Genomic DNA, 16,314 nt, shown 5'->3' with positions numbered 1-16,314 from the left:
TTTGCTGGCGCAGTAGGCGGCATGCTGGTCGAGCCCGACGACGGCGGCCTGGGACGCGAGATTGATGATGCGCCCATAGCCCGCTTCGAGCATCATGCGACCGGCCGCCTGGGCCATGAAGAAACTCGCGCTGAGGTTGACGTCGAGGGTCGCCTTCCAGCGCTCGGCGGGAACGTCGGTCGCTGGATCCAGCAAGGCGATCCCCGCGGAATTCACGAGGATATGCGGTGTCCCCGCGGTGCCCACGACCTCCTCGAAGACCTCGGCGGCGGCGGTGGGGGCCGTCAGGTCCTTGACGATCCCGTGGTGCCCCGAGCCGGGGAGATCCGCCATGAGTCCCGTCACGGAGTCGGCTCGATCGACACCCACCACGCGGGCTCCTCGCTCAGCGAAATGCTGCGCGACGGTGTATCCGATGCCACTGGCGGCGCCCGTGACGACCGCCGTCTTGCCCCTGAACGAAGGTTCCATGGCTCCTCCACTTTCGTTTTCAGTCGCCAAGGCCATGTCAGCCGGCGTTGCCTTATCAGTCAGCTATGCCATAGATCCGCCAGCGGGCCTCGTGCGTGGCCGAGGGCTCGAGACGGATCAGATCGACGCCGCTGTTGAACGCGTCCGGCGGGCAGGTCATGGGCTCGACGGCGAGGCCCAGGCGGCTGGGGATGGGCGCGACCTTGTCGGCGGTGTGGACCTGCAGCCAAGGGCACGATCGATCCCAGGCCATCCCGACCCCTGTGCCGTGAGCACGATCCCGCACCGCCACCCGGGCGACGCCGGAGTCGCCGAAGCGGATGGAGGTGAAAGCGTGGTCGATCTCGGTGGCACCGATGGGCCGCGCTTGCCGGAAGTCGAAGGGGTGCGACTCGACGTCCCGCTCCGCCACCGGCAGGAGGCGGTCCGGCGTCACCTCGAGGAAGCGCCCAGCAGGGATTTCGAGCTCCCACTCGTCGAGCGGCGAGTCCCCGGCGACGAGATAAGGATGCGGGCACACCCCGTACGGAGCAGGGCTCTGGCCGCTGTTCCGCGCGCGTACTCCCCACGTGAGGCCGCTCTCCGGGCTGCTGTCCCCGTCGTCGAGGGCATAGGCCACCTCGAGCTGGAGCGCAGACGGGTAGCCTTCGCCCGGATCGAGCTCGAGCGCGAACCTGATCCCGCGCTCGTCCACACTCGAGACAGTCCACGCGCGGTTGAGGACGAGCCCGTGCAGCGCGCAGCCGCGCTCCGGCTCGTTGATCGGCACGTGGAAGTAGTGCCCGTCGAATCTGTAGAAGCCATCGGCGATGCGATTCGGCCATGGCGCCGCCACGATTCCCCGGTAGTCAGGGATCGGCTGCGCCGGAGCGGTGGGGACGATCAGATCCCGACCGCGGAACGTGAGCCGTCGCAGCGCCGCACCGTGAGCGGTGACGAGAGCGGTGTACTCCCCCGCCCGGATCTCGTACTCCCCGGACACACGATCCCTCCCGGCTTGAGTGAGCCCGCCGACCGAAGTCATCGTCAGTCCTTTCAAAGGAACGGAGGGTAGAGCCGATAGACCTCGTAGGAGCCAAGGTCGATGAGGCGGCGCTGCCCGATGCTGTCGACAGCCCAGAAGAGCTCATGCTCGGCCTGCGTCTCGGTCACGCATCCCACGAACTGAAGCACGGCGCCGACCTGCGCGTGGATCATGTCCCCAGGGACCAGTCCAGCGCAGGTCAGCACCCGCTCCCTTTCCATCGCGTTTCCGTCAGCGTCCCGCGAGCCCCTCTGTCGCCACGGTCAGCGTGCGCCGGTGAGGTGTTCGAGGGCGAGCTGGTTGAGCCTGATGAAGGCGTAGGAGCGCTCGGCGGCCTTGTGGACGTCGAACGCCTCGAACGCGGACGCGTCCGCGAGCAGGTCCGACGGCGACTCCCCCGCGGACAGGGTCGGCTCGCCGAGCTCGAACACCCCCGAGGCGGCCAGGGCCTCCTGGACCTCCGGGTCCGCCCGGAACGCGACCGCGCGCTCCTTCAGGATCAGGTACATGCGCATGTTCGCCCTCGCGGACTCCCACACCCCGTCGTACCCGTCCGTGCGGGAGGGCTTGTAGTCGAAGTGCCGCGGCCCCTCATAGCGCGGGCCCCCGTTCGGGAACCCGTTCTCCAGCAGGTCCACCGTGAAGAACGCGCTCGTCAGATCCCCGTGCCCGAACACCAGGTCCTGGTCGTACTTGATGCTGCGCTGGCCGTTGAGGTCGATGTGGAACAGCTTCCCCGACCACAGCGCCTGCGCGATCCCGTGCGTGAAGTTCAGCCCCGCCATCTGCTCGTGCCCGACCTCCGGGTTCAGGCCCACGATGTCCCCGTGCTCCAGCTGGGCGATGAACGCCAGCCCATGCCCCACGGACGGCAGCAGGATGTCCCCGCGCGGCTCGTTCGGCTTGGGCTCCAGCGCGATCCGCAGCCCGTACCCCTTCTCCTTGATGTACGCAGCCGCGCCGTCCACGCCCTCCCGGTACCGGTCCAGGGCGGCGTTGACGTCCTTCGACCCGTCGTACTCCGCGCCCTCGCGCCCTCCCCACATCACGAACGTCTCCGCCCCCAGCTCCGCGGCAAGGTCGATGTTGCGCAGCACCTTCGCCAGCGCGAACCGGCGCACCGAGCGGTCGTTCGAGGTGAACCCCCCGTCCTTGAACACCGGGTGGCTGAACAGGTTCGTCGTCACCATCGGCACCCTCAGCCCCGTCTCCTCCAGCGCCGCACGGAAGCGCTTGAGGATCAGCTCCCGCTCCTGCGCGCTCGCCCCGAACGGCACCAGGTCGTTGTCGTGGAACGTGATCCCGTACGCGCCCAGCCCCGAGAGCCTGTGCACCGCCTCCACCGGGTCCACCTCGGCCCGCGTCGGGACGCCGAACGGGTCATTCCCCGTCCACCCCACCGTCCACAGGCCGAAGGTGAACTTGTCCTCACGGGCAGGAATCAGGGTCATCGCACGCACCTCACCGGGCTAGTCTCCAAGCAGAAGAAGAATTAGTATGTGTTCTGAACTATATGAGGTCATGATGAACTTGGTCAATGGTTTTCCGGGAGGGGACATGATGCGGGACCGCGACGGCGGGCTGGCGATGGCGCCTGGTCGCGTCGGCGACGTCCGACGGCGAAACCTGGCCCTCGTCCTCGGCTGCATCGGCCCCGACACGCGGGCAACGCGAGCCGATATCGCGACCGCCACCGGCCTCACGAAGGCGTCCGTCTCGAGCCTCGTGTCGGAGCTGCTCGAGACGGGGCTCGTGGAGGAACTCGGCGTGACCCGGGCCGGCGAGCGCGGGCGGCCCGGCGTGGGCCTTGCGCTGTCGTCGCGCCCCGTCGCGCTCGGCGCCGAGCTCAACGTCGACTATCTCGCCGTGGGCGTGGTGGACCTGCACGGGAATCTGCACTTTCACGACGTCGCGGAGGCCCCCAACCGGGGGCGGCCCCCTGGGGAAGTCCTCGGCGAGCTATCCGCGCTGGCGGCACGCTGCGCCTCAGCCGCCGCGAACGCCGGAATGACCCTTCTCGGCGGGGGCCTCGCCGTCCCGGGCCTCGTGGACCCCGCGAGCGGCGTGGTGCTCGCCGCCCCCAACCTCGAATGGCGCGACGCCGAGCTCGCCCCCGCCCTCGGTGAGCTGGCCCCCCAAGCGCCGTTCGGCGTCGTCCTCTCCAATGAGGCCGACAGCGCGGCCCTCGCCGAACTCTGGTACGGCCACGGATCCGCGTTCGGGGCGTATCTGTACATCTCGGGCGAGGTCGGCGTCGGCGGGGGACTCGTCATGGGCTCCAAGCTCTTCGCGGGGCCGGGCGGCCACGCGGGCGAGGTGGGGCACGTCGTCGTCGAACCCGGCGGCCGCCGCTGCTCCTGCGGCGGCCGCGGGTGCCTCGAAACCGTTGCGGGCCAGGAGGCGATCCTCGCCGCCGCGGGCATCACCGATGGGGGAAGCACGACGGCGGCCCGCATGGCCGCGCTGCAGGCCGCCCTCGAGGCGGGCGACGCCCAGGCGATCACCGCCGTCGAACGCGCCGGGCACTACCTGGGGATCGCCGTCGTCTCCGCCGCACGCGTGGTGGACCTCTCCGCCGTCGTGCTCGGGGGGCATTTCGCGGCCCTCTCGGCCTGGATCGGCCCAGCGCTGCTCAGCAGCCTCGACGGGTTCGCACCCGGGGTGATCCGCGAGGAGGCGGTCGCCTTCTCAGAGCTGGGGACGACGGCGGCCCTCAGGGGCGCGGCCGGCGCCGCCCTCCGACGGGTCCTGGCCGCACCGTACGCGCTGCTTCCCTGACGCCCCGGCCTCGCACACATCCGCGGCTTAGCCGCTGATCCGCGGCGGGCCCGGCGCGGATGAGCGGGGAGGGGCGCCGTATGCGGGGAAGGCCGCCGGGTCACGGCCGCTGCGACTCGCGGAGAGCCAACCGAGCGACCAGACGGTCCACAAACGCGGCAAAGGAACGCTCGAGGTCGAAGGCCGGGTTGAGCAGGAACTGGATCTCCAGGCCATCCATGGTCGCGAGCAGACACTCCGCTTCACCGGCGAGCTCTTCCTCGGTCATCGGGCGGAAGTAGCCGTCCTCGATGGCTTCCCGGAAGAGCTGCCGCATCGTGGCGAGTGCGGAGCTGTAGCGCCAGGTCATGAAGTCGTGGGCGGGATGGTCCGGCGAGGTCGCCTCCGCTGCCATCGTCGTATAGAGCTCGAGAAGTCCGCGGTGGCGCGTGTGGTACTGCATGAGCTTCTTGAAGGCACCCAGGAGCTCGTAGCCGCGGTTCGGGGACCCCATGACCTGCGAGGTCACAACGTCCCAGTGCTCGAGGACGGCGACCAGCAGCGCCTCCTTGCTGCCGAACAGCTTCACGATCGCCGCTGGGGTCAGGCCCACGCGGTCCGCGACCTGCTGAAGGGTGCCGCCCTTGAAGCCGTGCTGCCCGAAGACCTCCATCGCCACGGCGACGACCTCGCGCCGACGTTCGATCCCCTTCTTGTACGGGCCCCGAGGTCCGCGCTTGCGCGGGCCCGGAACGCTGAGCGAGGACGTCATGACCGGGAGCCTACCCTTGCGCTAAAGGTAAATCACTACATACCTTTGGGTTGTTGTCCACGTCACTTGGACGGAGAAACCGTGAACCCTTCGAAAACCTCAACCTTGGGCGTCGGCATGCTCGGCGCCGGACCCGTCACGCAGGCGATCCACCTGCCGACCCTCTCCCGGCTGCGGGAGGTGTTCCACGTCGCGAAAATCATGGACGTGGACCCACAGATCGCGGAATCGGTGGCCGGGCGGGTAGGCACCGCCTGGACCACGAGCATGGACGATCTGCTCGCAGACGACGCCGTTGAGGTGGTGGTGATCTGCAGCCCGCATCAATTCCACGCCGAGCAGGTCATAGCGGCCTGCCGCGCCGGGAAGCGCGCCATCCTGTGCGAGAAGCCCTTCGCGATGAGCCAGTCCGAAGCCGAGCAGATCGCGGCCGTCTCGGAAGAGACCGGCGTCCCGATCATCGTCGGCGCGATGCACACCTTCGATCCGGGCTGGCTCGCGGCCAAGGAACACTGGGGCGACCTCGTCGAGACCGCGCACACGATCCGCTATTCGATCGTCCTGCCGCCCAATCCGCGCTTCGAGGATTTCGCCACTGAAGTGATCACCCGTCCGGAGCGACAGCGGCAGAACCGCCACGACCCCGAGGTCGCCGCCGGTATCGTCCGCGGCGGCATCATGGGACTCGCGATCCATGACCTGCCGCTCGTCCGAGCCTTCTGCCCGGACTTCACCGACCTCGAAGTCCTCTCATGCCACGTCCCGGACCCGTCGGGCTATCTGGTCAACCTGCGCATCGGCGATCGGAACGTGCAGGTCTTCGGCATCAACACCGAAAGCTGGGAGCCGGAGTGGATCTTCGAGGCCATCAGCGACACGACCTCTCTCCGCATCGACTTCACACCCTCCTATGTCCAGGCGGGTTCGGCGACAGCGACCATCAGCCGCGGCGGGACATCTGAGATGTACGGACCGTACGCGTACAACGGCTACGAAGCCGAGTGGCGCTATCTCGCCGACCTCGCCACCGGCAAGGCGGCGCCCTTGGACGTCACCGGGCTCATCCATGACCTCACCTTCGCCCTCGACGTCGCCGCCAAGGCGTCGGCTGCCGTCCGGGACGCAGCTCTCACGAAAGAGGCATCCGCATGACTCAGCAGCTCACCGTCACCTCCTCACCCGAGGCCGATTCCGTAGGCGCCGTTCCCCAGGTAGTCGCCTCCCTGCCGGTTTCGCTCCACCCGTCCGACGACGGCGCAGCCGCCCTCGTCGGGATCGCCGGCTCCAGCGGTTGGACCGAGAGGGCGCACGCCGCGATCTCCTCCCGCGCGCGCGGCATCCTGGTCATCGGTCCTTCCCCCGAGGATGTGGCTGCACTCAGAGAGCGGGCGGAGGCCTCCGGCGTGCCGGTGGTGATCGACACCGAGTGGGCTCACAACCCGGCCGTCGGCGTCGCCGCACCGCACTTCGCGGCCCACAACGACGCGGACAGCCTGCTCGAGGCGCGCGTGAATGCTCCCGTCGGAGCTGACGTGGATCAGGTCGTGCTGGCGCAGCTGGCGCTCATCCGGGCGGCAGCTGAACCGGTGGTGAGCCTTGCCTACGCGCGGCGCAACAAGCGCGGCTACGACGCCTTGGCCCAACTTGCCGGGGGCGGACAGGCCAGCCTCACCGCCATCCTCACGGACGCCATCCCCCAAACGGCGAGCCTGCGCATCATCAAACCGCGCAACGCCGTGACGCTCGCACTGCCCGGAGCCGGGACGGCGGCGCCGGGCAAGGTCACGGTCTCGCGCCCGGAGGGTGCCACGCTCCTTCCGACCCTGTGGGAGTCTGCGCACCGGGCGGCTTGGCGACGGCTGCACGCTCTCGTCGACGCCGGTCAGACCTGCGACGACTTGCGTGGCTTCGCCGAGGACGCCGCCCTCGTCACCGAAAACTAGCCCAGCAAACGCGTCGAGGTCTTCAGTGGAAGGCGGCTTCACCGCCACCCCCGCTGAAGACCTCGACGTATTTCTGAGTGTCTTCTGACCGTATGAAGGTCAGCGTCCGGCGAGCGACCCGCCAATGCCACCGACACTGAAGTACCTGTTCAGGAAGGCGAACAGGATGATCGGCGGAAGCATCATGATCACCGCGCAGGCAGCGACCGGCCCCCATGCCGTCGCGTTCTGCTGGAAGAACGTCTCCAGGCCAACCGGGAACGTGTAGTTCTCATTCGACCGCAGGAACACGAGCGCCACGAGGTAGTCGTTCCAGGACAGCAGGAAGGCGAAGACCGCGGTCGAGAGGATGCCCGGAAGCGAATTCCGCAGCACCACGCGGGCGAAGCCGCCGGCCACCGAGGCGCCATCGATCCAGGCCGCCTCTTCGAGCGCGATCGGGATGGAGTCGTAGTAGGCGGCCATCATCCAGATGGCCACGGACATGGTCGAGCCGACGTAGATGATCATCATGCCGAGCAGGTTGTCCACCAACCCGAGCTGCGCGAACAGGATGAACAGCGGGATCACGGCCGTGACGACGGGGAGCGACTGCACGATGAACAGCACGAGCGAGAAGCCCGACACGAGCTTGTTGCGGCCCCGCGAGAGCACATACCCTGCGGGTGCTGCCACGACCACGGACACGACGACCGTCACGAAGGTGACGAGCAGGCTGTTGTTGAGCCAGGTCAGCACGCCCGTCTGGCTGAAGATGTTCGCGAAGTTCTCGAAGGTGAACTCCGAGGTGGAGGTGCTGCCGAGAGACGGCTGAAGCGACAGGAGGAAGATCGCCGCAATCGGCACGAGGACGATCGCCGTGATGATCAGGATCACCAGAAAGCGCCACCAGCGCCCCCGCAGCTCGGCTTCCTGCATTCCCCGTCGCCGGGAACCAGGCTCACGTGGGACGGACTGAGCCGACGCACGTACGGTTTCGACGCTCATTCGACGCTCGCCTTTCGGATCTGACGGTAAAGAACTACGGAGACCACGATCAGGACGATGGTGGTCATGAAGGCGATGGCAACACCCGGGCCGACTTGGAAGTCCTGGAACACCGTGCGGTAAGCGAGGACCACGAGCGAGGTCGTGGAGCCCACGGGGCCGCCGCCGGTCAAGAGGAAGATCGTCGGGAAGTCGTTGACGCAGAAGATCGTCATCAGAATCCAGCTGATGTAGGTCGAGCGCGAGATCAGCGGAAGCGTGATCTCCCTGAAGACCTGCCAATTGCCCGCGCCGTCAACCTTGGCGGCCTCGTACACATTGGTGTCCACCGCCGCGAGCGCCGAGCTCATCATCATCATCAGGAAGGGGAAGCTGATCCACACCTTGAAGACGCAGACGGTGACCTTCGCCAGGTTCGGATCCGCCAGGAAGAGCACGTTGCCGAGCCCCAGCGCTTGGGCAAGCATCGGGAACGGGCTCTGGGGAGTCGCCACGAGCCAGTTCCACGAGAATGCCGACACGACGACGGGCACGATCCAGGGCAGCAGCAGAAGGACTTTGAACAGGCCCCGGGCGGGTATGCGCGTGCGCAGCAGGAGCGCGAGCACGAGCCCGACCGCCCAGCTGCCGAAGACGCCGACAACCGTGAAGATGAGCGTGAACAGAGCCGCCTGCCAGAAGGCGGGCGTCATGTTGCCCGCAACAAGCGTGTTGATGTAGTTGGTGAAACCGACGAAGTCGCCCCCGTCGATGAGGGTCCCGTTTCGCAGCGACTGATAGGCCGCGTAGATCACCGGGTAGAGGTTGATCAGCAGGAGCAGGATCAGTGCAGGGGCTGTGAAGATGACGTAGGTCCACGTCTTGACGCGAAGACTCTTATTCCTTCGTGGGCCACCCTGACGGCCGGTGCCGGAGACACCGACGCCGCGCTTCGCCCGACCCATGCGGTCGGCGATGGAGCTTGTCGACATTACTTCTCTTTCTCTGGCGACGATAGGCCGAGCGGGTCCCCCAAGGCTTCGGGGGACCCACTCGTCGTGGCTACGACTTCAGGTTCGCCTTGATGGAGTTCTGAAGAGTCGTCAGGGCCGACTTGGCGTCGGTCTTGCCGCCCAGGATCGACTGGGTGAAGGTGTCCATGGCGGGCGTGCCGTCAACCGTCGTGACTCCGAGGAACAGTGCCGTGCCGCCGGGCGCCGCCCAGGTCTTCGCGATGGGCTGCCACTCGTTGATCACCTTGACGTTGTTGGCGTTCGCCTGGAACTCCTTCGTCTGCGTGATGGACTTCAGCGGCGGAAGCCCGATGCCGGTTGCCTGAGTCCAGAGGGGCGCCATGTTCTGGTAGTAGTACGTGAGGAAGGCCTCCGAACCCTCCTGGCTGGGGGTGTTCTTGTACATCATGATGTTGTTCGGGAAGTAGAGCGCGCCCTTCTTCCCGTTGGGGCTCGTGAGCGGGCTGGCGACGGCCAGATCGTTAAGAGCGTCGCCTCCCACGTTCTGGGCGAGGCCGGCGGTGTCGAAGCCCATGCCGAACTTCTTGGCCTTCCACTGCGCCTGCGCATTCGCGCTCGTGTAGGTGGGGCTCGCCGGATCGATGTAGCCCTTGGACACGAGCTCGAGCACGAAGTTCATGGCGTCGATGTTTTCCTGGGTGACGCAGTTCGGCTGCTGCTTCTCGTCGAAGAGACCGCCGCCGTTGTTGATCATCCAGCTCACGAGGATGTGGCCGCCGGTGAAGCTGCCCGCACCAGCACTCGTGCCGTACCCGTAGACGCCGATCTTCTTGAGCGCGGCGCAGGTGTCGAGGTAGGACTGCCAGTCCGTCGGCACCTTCGCCCCGGCCTGGTCAAGCAGCGGCTTGCTGTACCAGAGGACGCGCATGTCGAGGTTGTACGGAACCGCCGCGTAGCCCTTCGGGACCTTCATCGCATCGAGAAGGCCCGGCAGGAAGTCGTTGTAGATCCCGTTGTTCTTCCAGCTGTTCAGCAGGTTGTCCGCGTAGGCGATGGCGCCCTGCGACTCGAACTGGAACGCCTGGGTTCCACCGCCGGAGCTGACGGCCGGGCCGGTGTTGGAGGCAACCGCGGAGGAGAACGTCTGGGTGAAGTTCGCCCACTGGATCTCCTGGTAGGTCGCAGGCGGCAGGTTGTTCGCCGGCTTGTACGCCTCGGTGATCTTCTTGTCGAGCGGGTTGAAGGCCGTGTTGCCCCACGGCATGTTCCAGAACTTGATCGGCTTGCTGCTGCCGCCCCCGCCAGAGCTTCCGGCATTGCATGCGGCCAGAAGCGGGATCGATGCTGCGGCGCCGGCCAGGCCAAGGAAGCCGCGGCGGCTGAAGTTCGAGCCGGTAACCGAATTGGCGCTCATTGATGACTCCTTCCAATGGATTCAGCGGCCAAGGCCGCGCAAATCCGTACTCTTCGTTGAGATGAGAAAAGCGCTCCGCACATACCCGTAGTGGAAAAACCAGACCTTCTTGCGACGGAGCAATCCTGTCGGCCTGCGGATCTAAGTTCTCGTCGGCATTCACCTTTCACCCGTCTGCGAAGGCGTGACCCGCTTCACATGTGAGCCTAGAAGGACTTTTGACGGTACGCAAGCAAAAGATGAAAAGTCGCCATGCCGAAGTGCGCGTGACATCTCCCTCACCCCTCCTTGCGGGAGAGCGGGACGGCGGCGGGCCGGTCAGCGCGACTCTCGACGGCGACGGCCTTGCCGGTGTGGGCGGAATCCAGGAGGGATTCCATGACGTCCAGGACGTGGTACGCCAGAGTCCCAGACGCGCGGGGCTCCTGCCCTTCAGGGGTGGCCGCGAGGTCCGCGATCCCGTACCCGCGTCCTGAGCCCTCGTACCCGGCCGAGACGGGCAGGGTCTCCCACTCACTGCCGCCGAGGCGGTAGAGACGGGTGTCGCCGTCGAAGTGGTTCGGATCCGGCACCGCGAGCGTGCCCAGCGGCCCGTGGACCTCGATGTTGGAGGAGGTCGTCGCGACCGCGTCGAAGCTCATCACGAGGGTCGAGAGCGCCCCGGACTCGTGCACCAGGACCCCGGTGACGTGCGTGTCCACCGTGACCGGGACCGTCTCCCCAGCCCGCGGCCCGGAGCCGATGGTGCGCTCGGAGCGGGTGTGGCTTGCCGCCCCGATCACCGAGACCACCGGCCCGAGTAGGGTCACCAGCGCGGAGACGTAGTACGGGCCCATGTCCAGCAGCGGGCCGCCACCCGGCTGGTAATAGAAGTCCGGGTTCGGGTGCCAGCGCTCGTGCCCGGGGGTGACCATCGTCGCCGTCGCCGCCACCGGGGCGCCGATGAGGCCGTCGTCAATCGCCTTGCGGGCGGTCTGGATCCCGGTCCCGAGCACGGTGTCAGGGGCGCAGCCGACGACGACGCCAGCTTCTCTGGCCGCCTCGAGCACCTTCCGGGCCTCTCCGGTCGTGGCGGCGAGGGGCTTCTCCCCGTACACGGCCTTGCCGGCGGCGATCGCGGCGAGGGCGACCTCGGCATGGGCGGCGGGGACGGTCAGGTTCAGCACGAGGTCGACGTCGGCGGCGGCGAGGAGCTCCTCCACGCCCAGGGCGCGCACGCCGTCCCCGTACTCCTCCGCCACGGCCTGGGCCCGGCCGGGGTCCAAGTCCGCAACCGCGGCGAGGCGGACCCCGTCGAGCCTGCGGAAGCTCTCCAGATACTGGCTCACGATCTTCCCGCAGCCGACAATGCCGACCCGCAGACGATTCTCAGTCATCGGCTCGCCCACAGGAGGCCCCTTTCGACGATGGTGCGGACGTTGGGGTCCTGAAGGATCTCTACCCGGTGGCCAGGCGTGCAGACGAAGATCCGGCCCTTGCCCCACTGCCGGGTCCAGATCGCCGGGGAGGTCACCTCCCGGTGCCACGGATCCCACTCGCGCACCTTCTGCGTCGTGGTCGCGAGGACGTCGATGTAGTCGTCGGAGAGCACCCAGTACTGCTCCGTGACGAGGTCGAAGTCGGAAATCCCCTCGGTGATCGGGTGCGACGCAGCCGCCGGGAGCATGTTCACTGTGTACGGGACGTAGTTGTCCGACTGCTCGCCGGTCCGCTCGTCCGGATGCTTCCCCGGGTGGCACGCGAACTGCCCTCCAATGAGGTGCAGATAGTCCGAGGTGTTCCGGTACGAGTCCGCAATTCCGCCGTGCCAGCCCGCGAGACCAGTGCCGTTCTCGACGGCGGACCGGAGGCCGGCGAACTCGTCCTTCTCGATCGTGGACATCGTCATGCACTGCATCACCAGATCCACGCCCGCCATATACTCGGCGTCCGCGTAGACCTTCGGCGATTCCTCGACCCGCACCTCATAGCCGTTCGCCTTCAGATGCGGGATGAACATGTCGGTGGCCTCGACGGGCTGGTGCCCATCCCAGCCGCCGCGCACCACGAGGGCGCTCTTCGTCGTCGTCACTGATTTCCTTTGCTGCTGAAGGCCGCGTCGAAGGCCGCGGCGGGTGGTGCGATCTCGGCGAGGCCGCGAACGAGGTCGAGTGCCTGTGGCGCCCCGATGAGCCGGTCCATGCCGGCGTCCTCCCATTCGATGCTCGTGGGCCCCTTGTACCCGATCGCGTTGAGGGTGCGGAAGATCGGCTCCCACTGGACGTGCCCGTGCCCGGCCGTGACGAAATCCCAGCCGCGCCGCGGGTCCGCCCACGCCAGATGCGAACCGAGCCGGCCGTTGCGCCCGTTGAGCTGACGGATGGATTCCTTCACGTGGACGTGGAAGATCTTGTCCGCGAAGTCCTGCAGGAACATCACCGGATCGAGGTCCTGCCAGATGAAGTGCGAGGGATCGAAGTTGAGCCCGAAGGACTCCCGGTGCCCCATCGCCTCGAGCGTGCGCTTCGCGGTCCAGTAGTCGTACGCGATCTCGGAGGGGTGCACCTCGAGCGCGAATCGGACCCCGACCTCGTCGAAGACGTCCATGATCGGGTTCCACCGGTCGGCGAAGTCCTGGTACCCGGCGTCGATCATGCCGTCCGGCACGGGGGGAAACATCGCCACGGCCTTCCAGATCGAGGATCCGGTGAAGCCCGTGACGGTCTTGACCCCGAGGCGAGCCGCCGTCCGCGCGGTCGCCTTCATCACCTCGGCCGCGCGCTGGCGCACGCCCTCGGGATCGCCGTCGCCCCAGACATCCTCGGACAGGATCCCCTGGTGCCGAGCATCGATCGGATCGTCGCACACGGCCTGGCCGGTGAGGTGGTTCGCGATCGCGTAGACCTTCAGGTCGTGCTTCTCGAGGATGTCGAGCCGGCTCTGAAGGTACGCGTCGTCCTCGGCGGCCCGCACCGGGTCGAGGTGGTCGCCCCAGCAGGCGATCTCGAGCCCGTCGAAGCCCCACTCCCCTGCGAGGCGCGCGACCTCCTCGAACGGCAGGTCGGCCCACTGGCCGGTAAAGAGCGTAATGGGTCGTCGTGCCATGGTCAGGCTCCCTCCACCTTGGTCCACCGTGATTCGTCCGCGGCGCTCATTTCGACGGCTTCCAGGACGCGCTGCACCTGGAGCGCGTCAGCGAACGACGGCGTGGGCTGCTTCCCTTCCGCGATCGCCTCCACGAGGTCCACGACCTGATGCGTGAACGCGTGCTCGTACCCGAGTCCATGACCCACCGGCCACCAATGCCCGGTGTACGGGTGCTCGGCCTCGGTGACCTGGATCTTCCGGAAGCCCGCGTTCGGCTCGTCCGCAGCGTCGTAGAACCACAGCGAGTTCATGTCCTCGAAGTCGAACGCGAGCGAGGCCTTGGACCCGTTGAGCTCAAGCCGCATCGCGTTCTTGCGGCCCAGCGCAAAACGCGTTGCCTCGAACACCCCGATAGCCCCAGGCGAGCCAGCACCGCCGTTGAACCGCGCCGAGAAGATCGCGGCGTCGTCGACCGTCACCGGGCCCTTGGGCCCGCCCGCCTGCCCCGCTCCGCCGAGCCCCACAAAGTCGCCGCCCACGGGACGCTCCTTCACGAACGTCTCCAGCAGGGCCGAAACCCCCGAGATGTTCTGGCCGGTAATCCACTGGGCCGCGTCGATGATGTGGGCCCCGATGTCACCGAGAGAGCCGGAGCCGGACTTCGACTTGTCCAGCCGCCACGTGAGCGGCGCGTTCTCGTCGGTCAGCCAGTCCTGCAGGTATTGCGCCCGCACATGCCGCACCTGCCCGACCGCCCCGGAATCCACGAGCCGTTTCATCAGTGCCAAAGCGGGCGTACGGCGGTAGGAGAACCCGCACATGGAGAAGACACCGCGGGCAGCCGCGGCGTCAGCTGCGGCGGTCATCCGCTCGGCCTCGGCGACCGAGTTCGCGAGCGGCTTCTCGCACAGCACATGCTTGCCCGCCTCGAGCGCGGCGATCGCGATCTCGGCGTGCGTGTCGCCCGGGGTGCAGATGTCGATCAGGTCGATGTCGTTGCGTTCGATGAGCCTCCGCCAGTCCGTCTCCGTCGACTCCCAGCCGAGCTTGGCAGCGGCCGCGGCCACGCGCTCCGGGTCACGGCCCGCCACCGCGGTCAGCCGCGGTGCGAGGGGAAGGTCGAAGAAGCGCGGCGCCGTCCGCCACGCCTGCGAGTGGGCGGCGCCCATGAAGGCGTACCCGACCATGCCCACCCGCAGGGGCTTCCTCTCAGTCATGCCTAGTCCTTTCGCGATCGCGCCCTGAGACGACTTTCGAAATATTTCGAGAATTTCTCGGGCTCGGAGCTAACCTAGAGCGTGATCACCGTCACGGTCAAGGCCTTCGCAGGAATACGCCTGCGCCCCCAAAGCGCAGGTTCTTGACCGCCCTAGGCAACGGACTGCAGACTTGGATGAGCGAAAATAATGCGAAAGTCAGGAGCGTCATGAGCGTCACCGCCTCCGGCAGGAAGCCGACACTCGCCGCCATCGCGCGAATGACCGGCGTCTCCACGCCTACCGTCTCGAAAGTGGTCAACGGACGCTCTGACGTCGCGGCCGAAACCCGGGCCAAGGTTCTCGCCGCCCTTGAGGAAGCGGGGTACGAATCGCCGACGCAGCGCCGCGCGACCGGCGCCCCCAGCCTCGTCGACGTGGCCTTCGATGCCATCGATTCGGACTACGCCTCGACCGTCCTGAATGGGATCCTCGACTACGCGGCAGCGGTTGACGTCGAAGTCGTGCTCAGCGTCACCGGCAGCCACGGCGTTCGAAGGGACGGCGGGGGAAGGGACGACCTCGGGCGCAAGGCCCAGCGGATGGCGGACGAGGACCGCGCCGGAATCATCCTCGTCACCTCGGCCTTCACCGAATCGCACCTCGCCGCCTTCCGGCGTCGCCGAATCCCCGTCGTCGTCATCGACCCGCTCAACCCCCCTCCCCCGGACGTGACGAGCATCGGCGCGACGAACTGGGCCGGCGGACGCGCGGCGGCCGAGCATCTCCTCGAGCTCGGGCATCGCCGGATCGCCTACCTGGGGGGCCCGGAAACTGCAGAGTGCAATCAGGCGAGGCTGCATGGCTACATGTCCGCGCTCATGTCGCGCGGGGTCGACGTGGACCCGAGCCTCGTGATCCACGGCAAGTTCCGCGTGGAGCACGGGATCACCGGCTTGGCTGCGCTGCTGTCCCAGCCTGAGCGTCCGACGGCGATCTTCGCCGGCAACGACGCGATCGCCGTCGGCGTCCTTCGCGAGGCCCGGCGACGCGGCATCCACGTGCCCGAAGAACTGAGCCTGGTCGGGTTCGACGGCACGGCCCTGGCGGAGGACTCGGTGCCCGCGCTCACCTCCGTGACCCAGCCGCTGCGCGATATGGGACGGACGGCCCTCCGGACGCTCCTTCGCCAGGCACGTGGGGAGAAGCTCGACTCCCACCGAGTGGAGCTCGCTACGCAGCTCGTGGTGCGGGAGTCGTCGGCTTCGCCGGGCTGAAAGCGTTTCGGGTCTGAAAGTCTTCTTCCGGCCTGAAAGCTCAGACGCTGGTGAAGCCGCCGTCGATCAGGACATTCTGTCCGGTGATCATGGCGGCGGCGTCGCTGGCGAGAAACGCGATGAGCTCGGCGACCTCGTCCGGCTGGGCGAAGCGGCCCACCGGGATCTGCGCCTTGGCCCTTTCGCCCTTCTCGCCCGCCCACGCCGCCTTGCCCAGGGGCGTCTCGACGACGGTGGGCGAGACCGCGTTGACCGTGATGCCCCGCGGTGCCCACTCGAGCGAGAGGACGCGCGTGAAGCCGACGATGGCTGCTTTGCTGGCGCAGTAGGCGGCATGCTGGTCGAGCCCGACGACGGCGGCCTGGGACGCGAGATTGATGATGCGCCCATAGCCCGCTTCGAGCATCATGCGACCGGCCGCCTGGGCCATGAAGAAACTCGCGCTGAGGTTGAC

General features: G+C 67.5%; 17 protein-coding genes. 4 read left to right on the top strand and 13 right to left on the bottom strand.

Annotated elements, in window-relative coordinates:
- From ACTHL9_RS18060 to xylA, 4 genes are all read right to left on the bottom strand, one after another.
- Positions 1-471: SDR family NAD(P)-dependent oxidoreductase (locus ACTHL9_RS18060; RefSeq protein WP_440520651.1), on the bottom strand; the 471-nt coding region annotated here is incomplete at its 3' end.
- 55 nt (positions 472-526) lie between these two features.
- A complete protein-coding gene (locus tag ACTHL9_RS18055; RefSeq protein WP_440520650.1) occupies positions 527-1,495 on the bottom strand; it encodes an aldose 1-epimerase family protein in 969 nt (322 codons plus the stop codon).
- An 11-nt stretch (positions 1,496-1,506) separates the two neighbouring features.
- Positions 1,507-1,716 (bottom strand): hypothetical protein, encoded by a 210-nt coding sequence (locus ACTHL9_RS18050; RefSeq protein ID WP_440520649.1) that lies wholly within the window; start codon positions 1,714-1,716, stop codon positions 1,507-1,509.
- Between the two features lie 42 nt (positions 1,717-1,758).
- The gene (gene xylA / locus ACTHL9_RS18045; RefSeq protein ID WP_440520648.1) at positions 1,759-2,946 is read right to left on the bottom strand and encodes a xylose isomerase; all 1,188 of its coding nucleotides are present in this window, start codon (positions 2,944-2,946) and stop codon (positions 1,759-1,761) included.
- 46 nt (positions 2,947-2,992) lie between these two features.
- Between xylA and ACTHL9_RS18040 the strand changes: the two genes are divergently transcribed.
- The gene (locus ACTHL9_RS18040) at positions 2,993-4,273 is read left to right on the top strand and encodes an ROK family protein (protein ID WP_440520647.1); all 1,281 of its coding nucleotides are present in this window, start codon (positions 2,993-2,995) and stop codon (positions 4,271-4,273) included.
- Positions 4,274-4,373: 100 nt separating this feature from the next.
- Here ACTHL9_RS18040 and ACTHL9_RS18035 read toward each other — a convergent pair whose 3' ends face one another.
- The gene (locus tag ACTHL9_RS18035) at positions 4,374-5,024 is read right to left on the bottom strand and encodes a TetR/AcrR family transcriptional regulator (RefSeq protein WP_440520646.1); all 651 of its coding nucleotides are present in this window, start codon (positions 5,022-5,024) and stop codon (positions 4,374-4,376) included.
- Between the two features lie 81 nt (positions 5,025-5,105).
- Here ACTHL9_RS18035 and ACTHL9_RS18030 point away from each other — a divergent pair, with 81 nt between their 5' ends.
- Both ACTHL9_RS18030 and ACTHL9_RS18025 read left to right on the top strand, forming a co-directional pair.
- The gene (locus tag ACTHL9_RS18030; RefSeq protein ID WP_440520645.1) at positions 5,106-6,176 is read left to right on the top strand and encodes a Gfo/Idh/MocA family protein; all 1,071 of its coding nucleotides are present in this window, start codon (positions 5,106-5,108) and stop codon (positions 6,174-6,176) included.
- Positions 6,173-6,967 (top strand): hypothetical protein, encoded by a 795-nt coding sequence (locus tag ACTHL9_RS18025; protein ID WP_440520644.1) that lies wholly within the window; start codon positions 6,173-6,175, stop codon positions 6,965-6,967. Before ACTHL9_RS18030 ends, ACTHL9_RS18025 begins: the two co-directional genes overlap by 4 nt.
- A gap of 99 nt (positions 6,968-7,066) precedes the next feature.
- Here ACTHL9_RS18025 and ACTHL9_RS18020 read toward each other — a convergent pair whose 3' ends face one another.
- The 7 genes from ACTHL9_RS18020 to ACTHL9_RS17990 form a co-directional block, all read right to left on the bottom strand.
- Positions 7,067-7,954, bottom strand: coding sequence for a carbohydrate ABC transporter permease (locus ACTHL9_RS18020; RefSeq protein WP_440520643.1), 888 nt, complete (start codon positions 7,952-7,954; stop codon positions 7,067-7,069).
- Positions 7,951-8,925, bottom strand: a complete 975-nt coding sequence (locus tag ACTHL9_RS18015) for a carbohydrate ABC transporter permease (RefSeq protein ID WP_440520642.1) — start codon at positions 8,923-8,925, stop codon at positions 7,951-7,953. Before ACTHL9_RS18015 ends, ACTHL9_RS18020 begins: the two co-directional genes overlap by 4 nt.
- Positions 8,926-8,995: 70 nt before the next feature.
- On the bottom strand, positions 8,996-10,321 hold the full coding sequence (locus ACTHL9_RS18010) for an ABC transporter substrate-binding protein (RefSeq protein WP_440520641.1): 1,326 nt from the start codon (positions 10,319-10,321) through the stop codon (positions 8,996-8,998).
- 278 nt (positions 10,322-10,599) lie between these two features.
- Positions 10,600-11,697, bottom strand: a complete 1,098-nt coding sequence (locus ACTHL9_RS18005; RefSeq protein WP_440520640.1) for a Gfo/Idh/MocA family protein — start codon at positions 11,695-11,697, stop codon at positions 10,600-10,602.
- Entirely contained in the window at positions 11,694-12,392 is a 699-nt protein-coding gene (locus ACTHL9_RS18000; protein WP_440520639.1) for a ThuA domain-containing protein, read from the bottom strand. Before ACTHL9_RS18000 ends, ACTHL9_RS18005 begins: the two co-directional genes overlap by 4 nt.
- Complete coding sequence (locus ACTHL9_RS17995; RefSeq protein WP_440520638.1) at positions 12,389-13,405, bottom strand: sugar phosphate isomerase/epimerase family protein; 1,017 nt, start codon at positions 13,403-13,405, stop codon at positions 12,389-12,391. The genes ACTHL9_RS18000 and ACTHL9_RS17995 overlap by 4 nt, the downstream gene beginning before the upstream one ends.
- A gap of 2 nt (positions 13,406-13,407) precedes the next feature.
- Positions 13,408-14,604, bottom strand: coding sequence for a Gfo/Idh/MocA family protein (locus tag ACTHL9_RS17990; protein ID WP_440520637.1), 1,197 nt, complete (start codon positions 14,602-14,604; stop codon positions 13,408-13,410).
- Positions 14,605-14,813: 209 nt separating this feature from the next.
- Here ACTHL9_RS17990 and ACTHL9_RS17985 point away from each other — a divergent pair, with 209 nt between their 5' ends.
- Positions 14,814-15,860 (top strand): LacI family DNA-binding transcriptional regulator, encoded by a 1,047-nt coding sequence (locus ACTHL9_RS17985; RefSeq protein ID WP_440520636.1) that lies wholly within the window; start codon positions 14,814-14,816, stop codon positions 15,858-15,860.
- A 40-nt stretch (positions 15,861-15,900) separates the two neighbouring features.
- On the opposite strand, the gene ACTHL9_RS17980 is transcribed toward ACTHL9_RS17985, so the two are convergent.
- On the bottom strand, positions 15,901-16,314 hold a 414-nt coding region (locus tag ACTHL9_RS17980), incomplete at its 5' end, for an SDR family oxidoreductase (RefSeq protein ID WP_440520635.1).

The sequence above is a fragment of the Sinomonas sp. genome (genome assembly GCF_051955515.1).
Classification (GTDB): Bacteria; Actinomycetota; Actinomycetes; order Actinomycetales; family Micrococcaceae; genus Sinomonas.
This window is presented reverse-complemented; position numbering and strand designations above follow the sequence as displayed.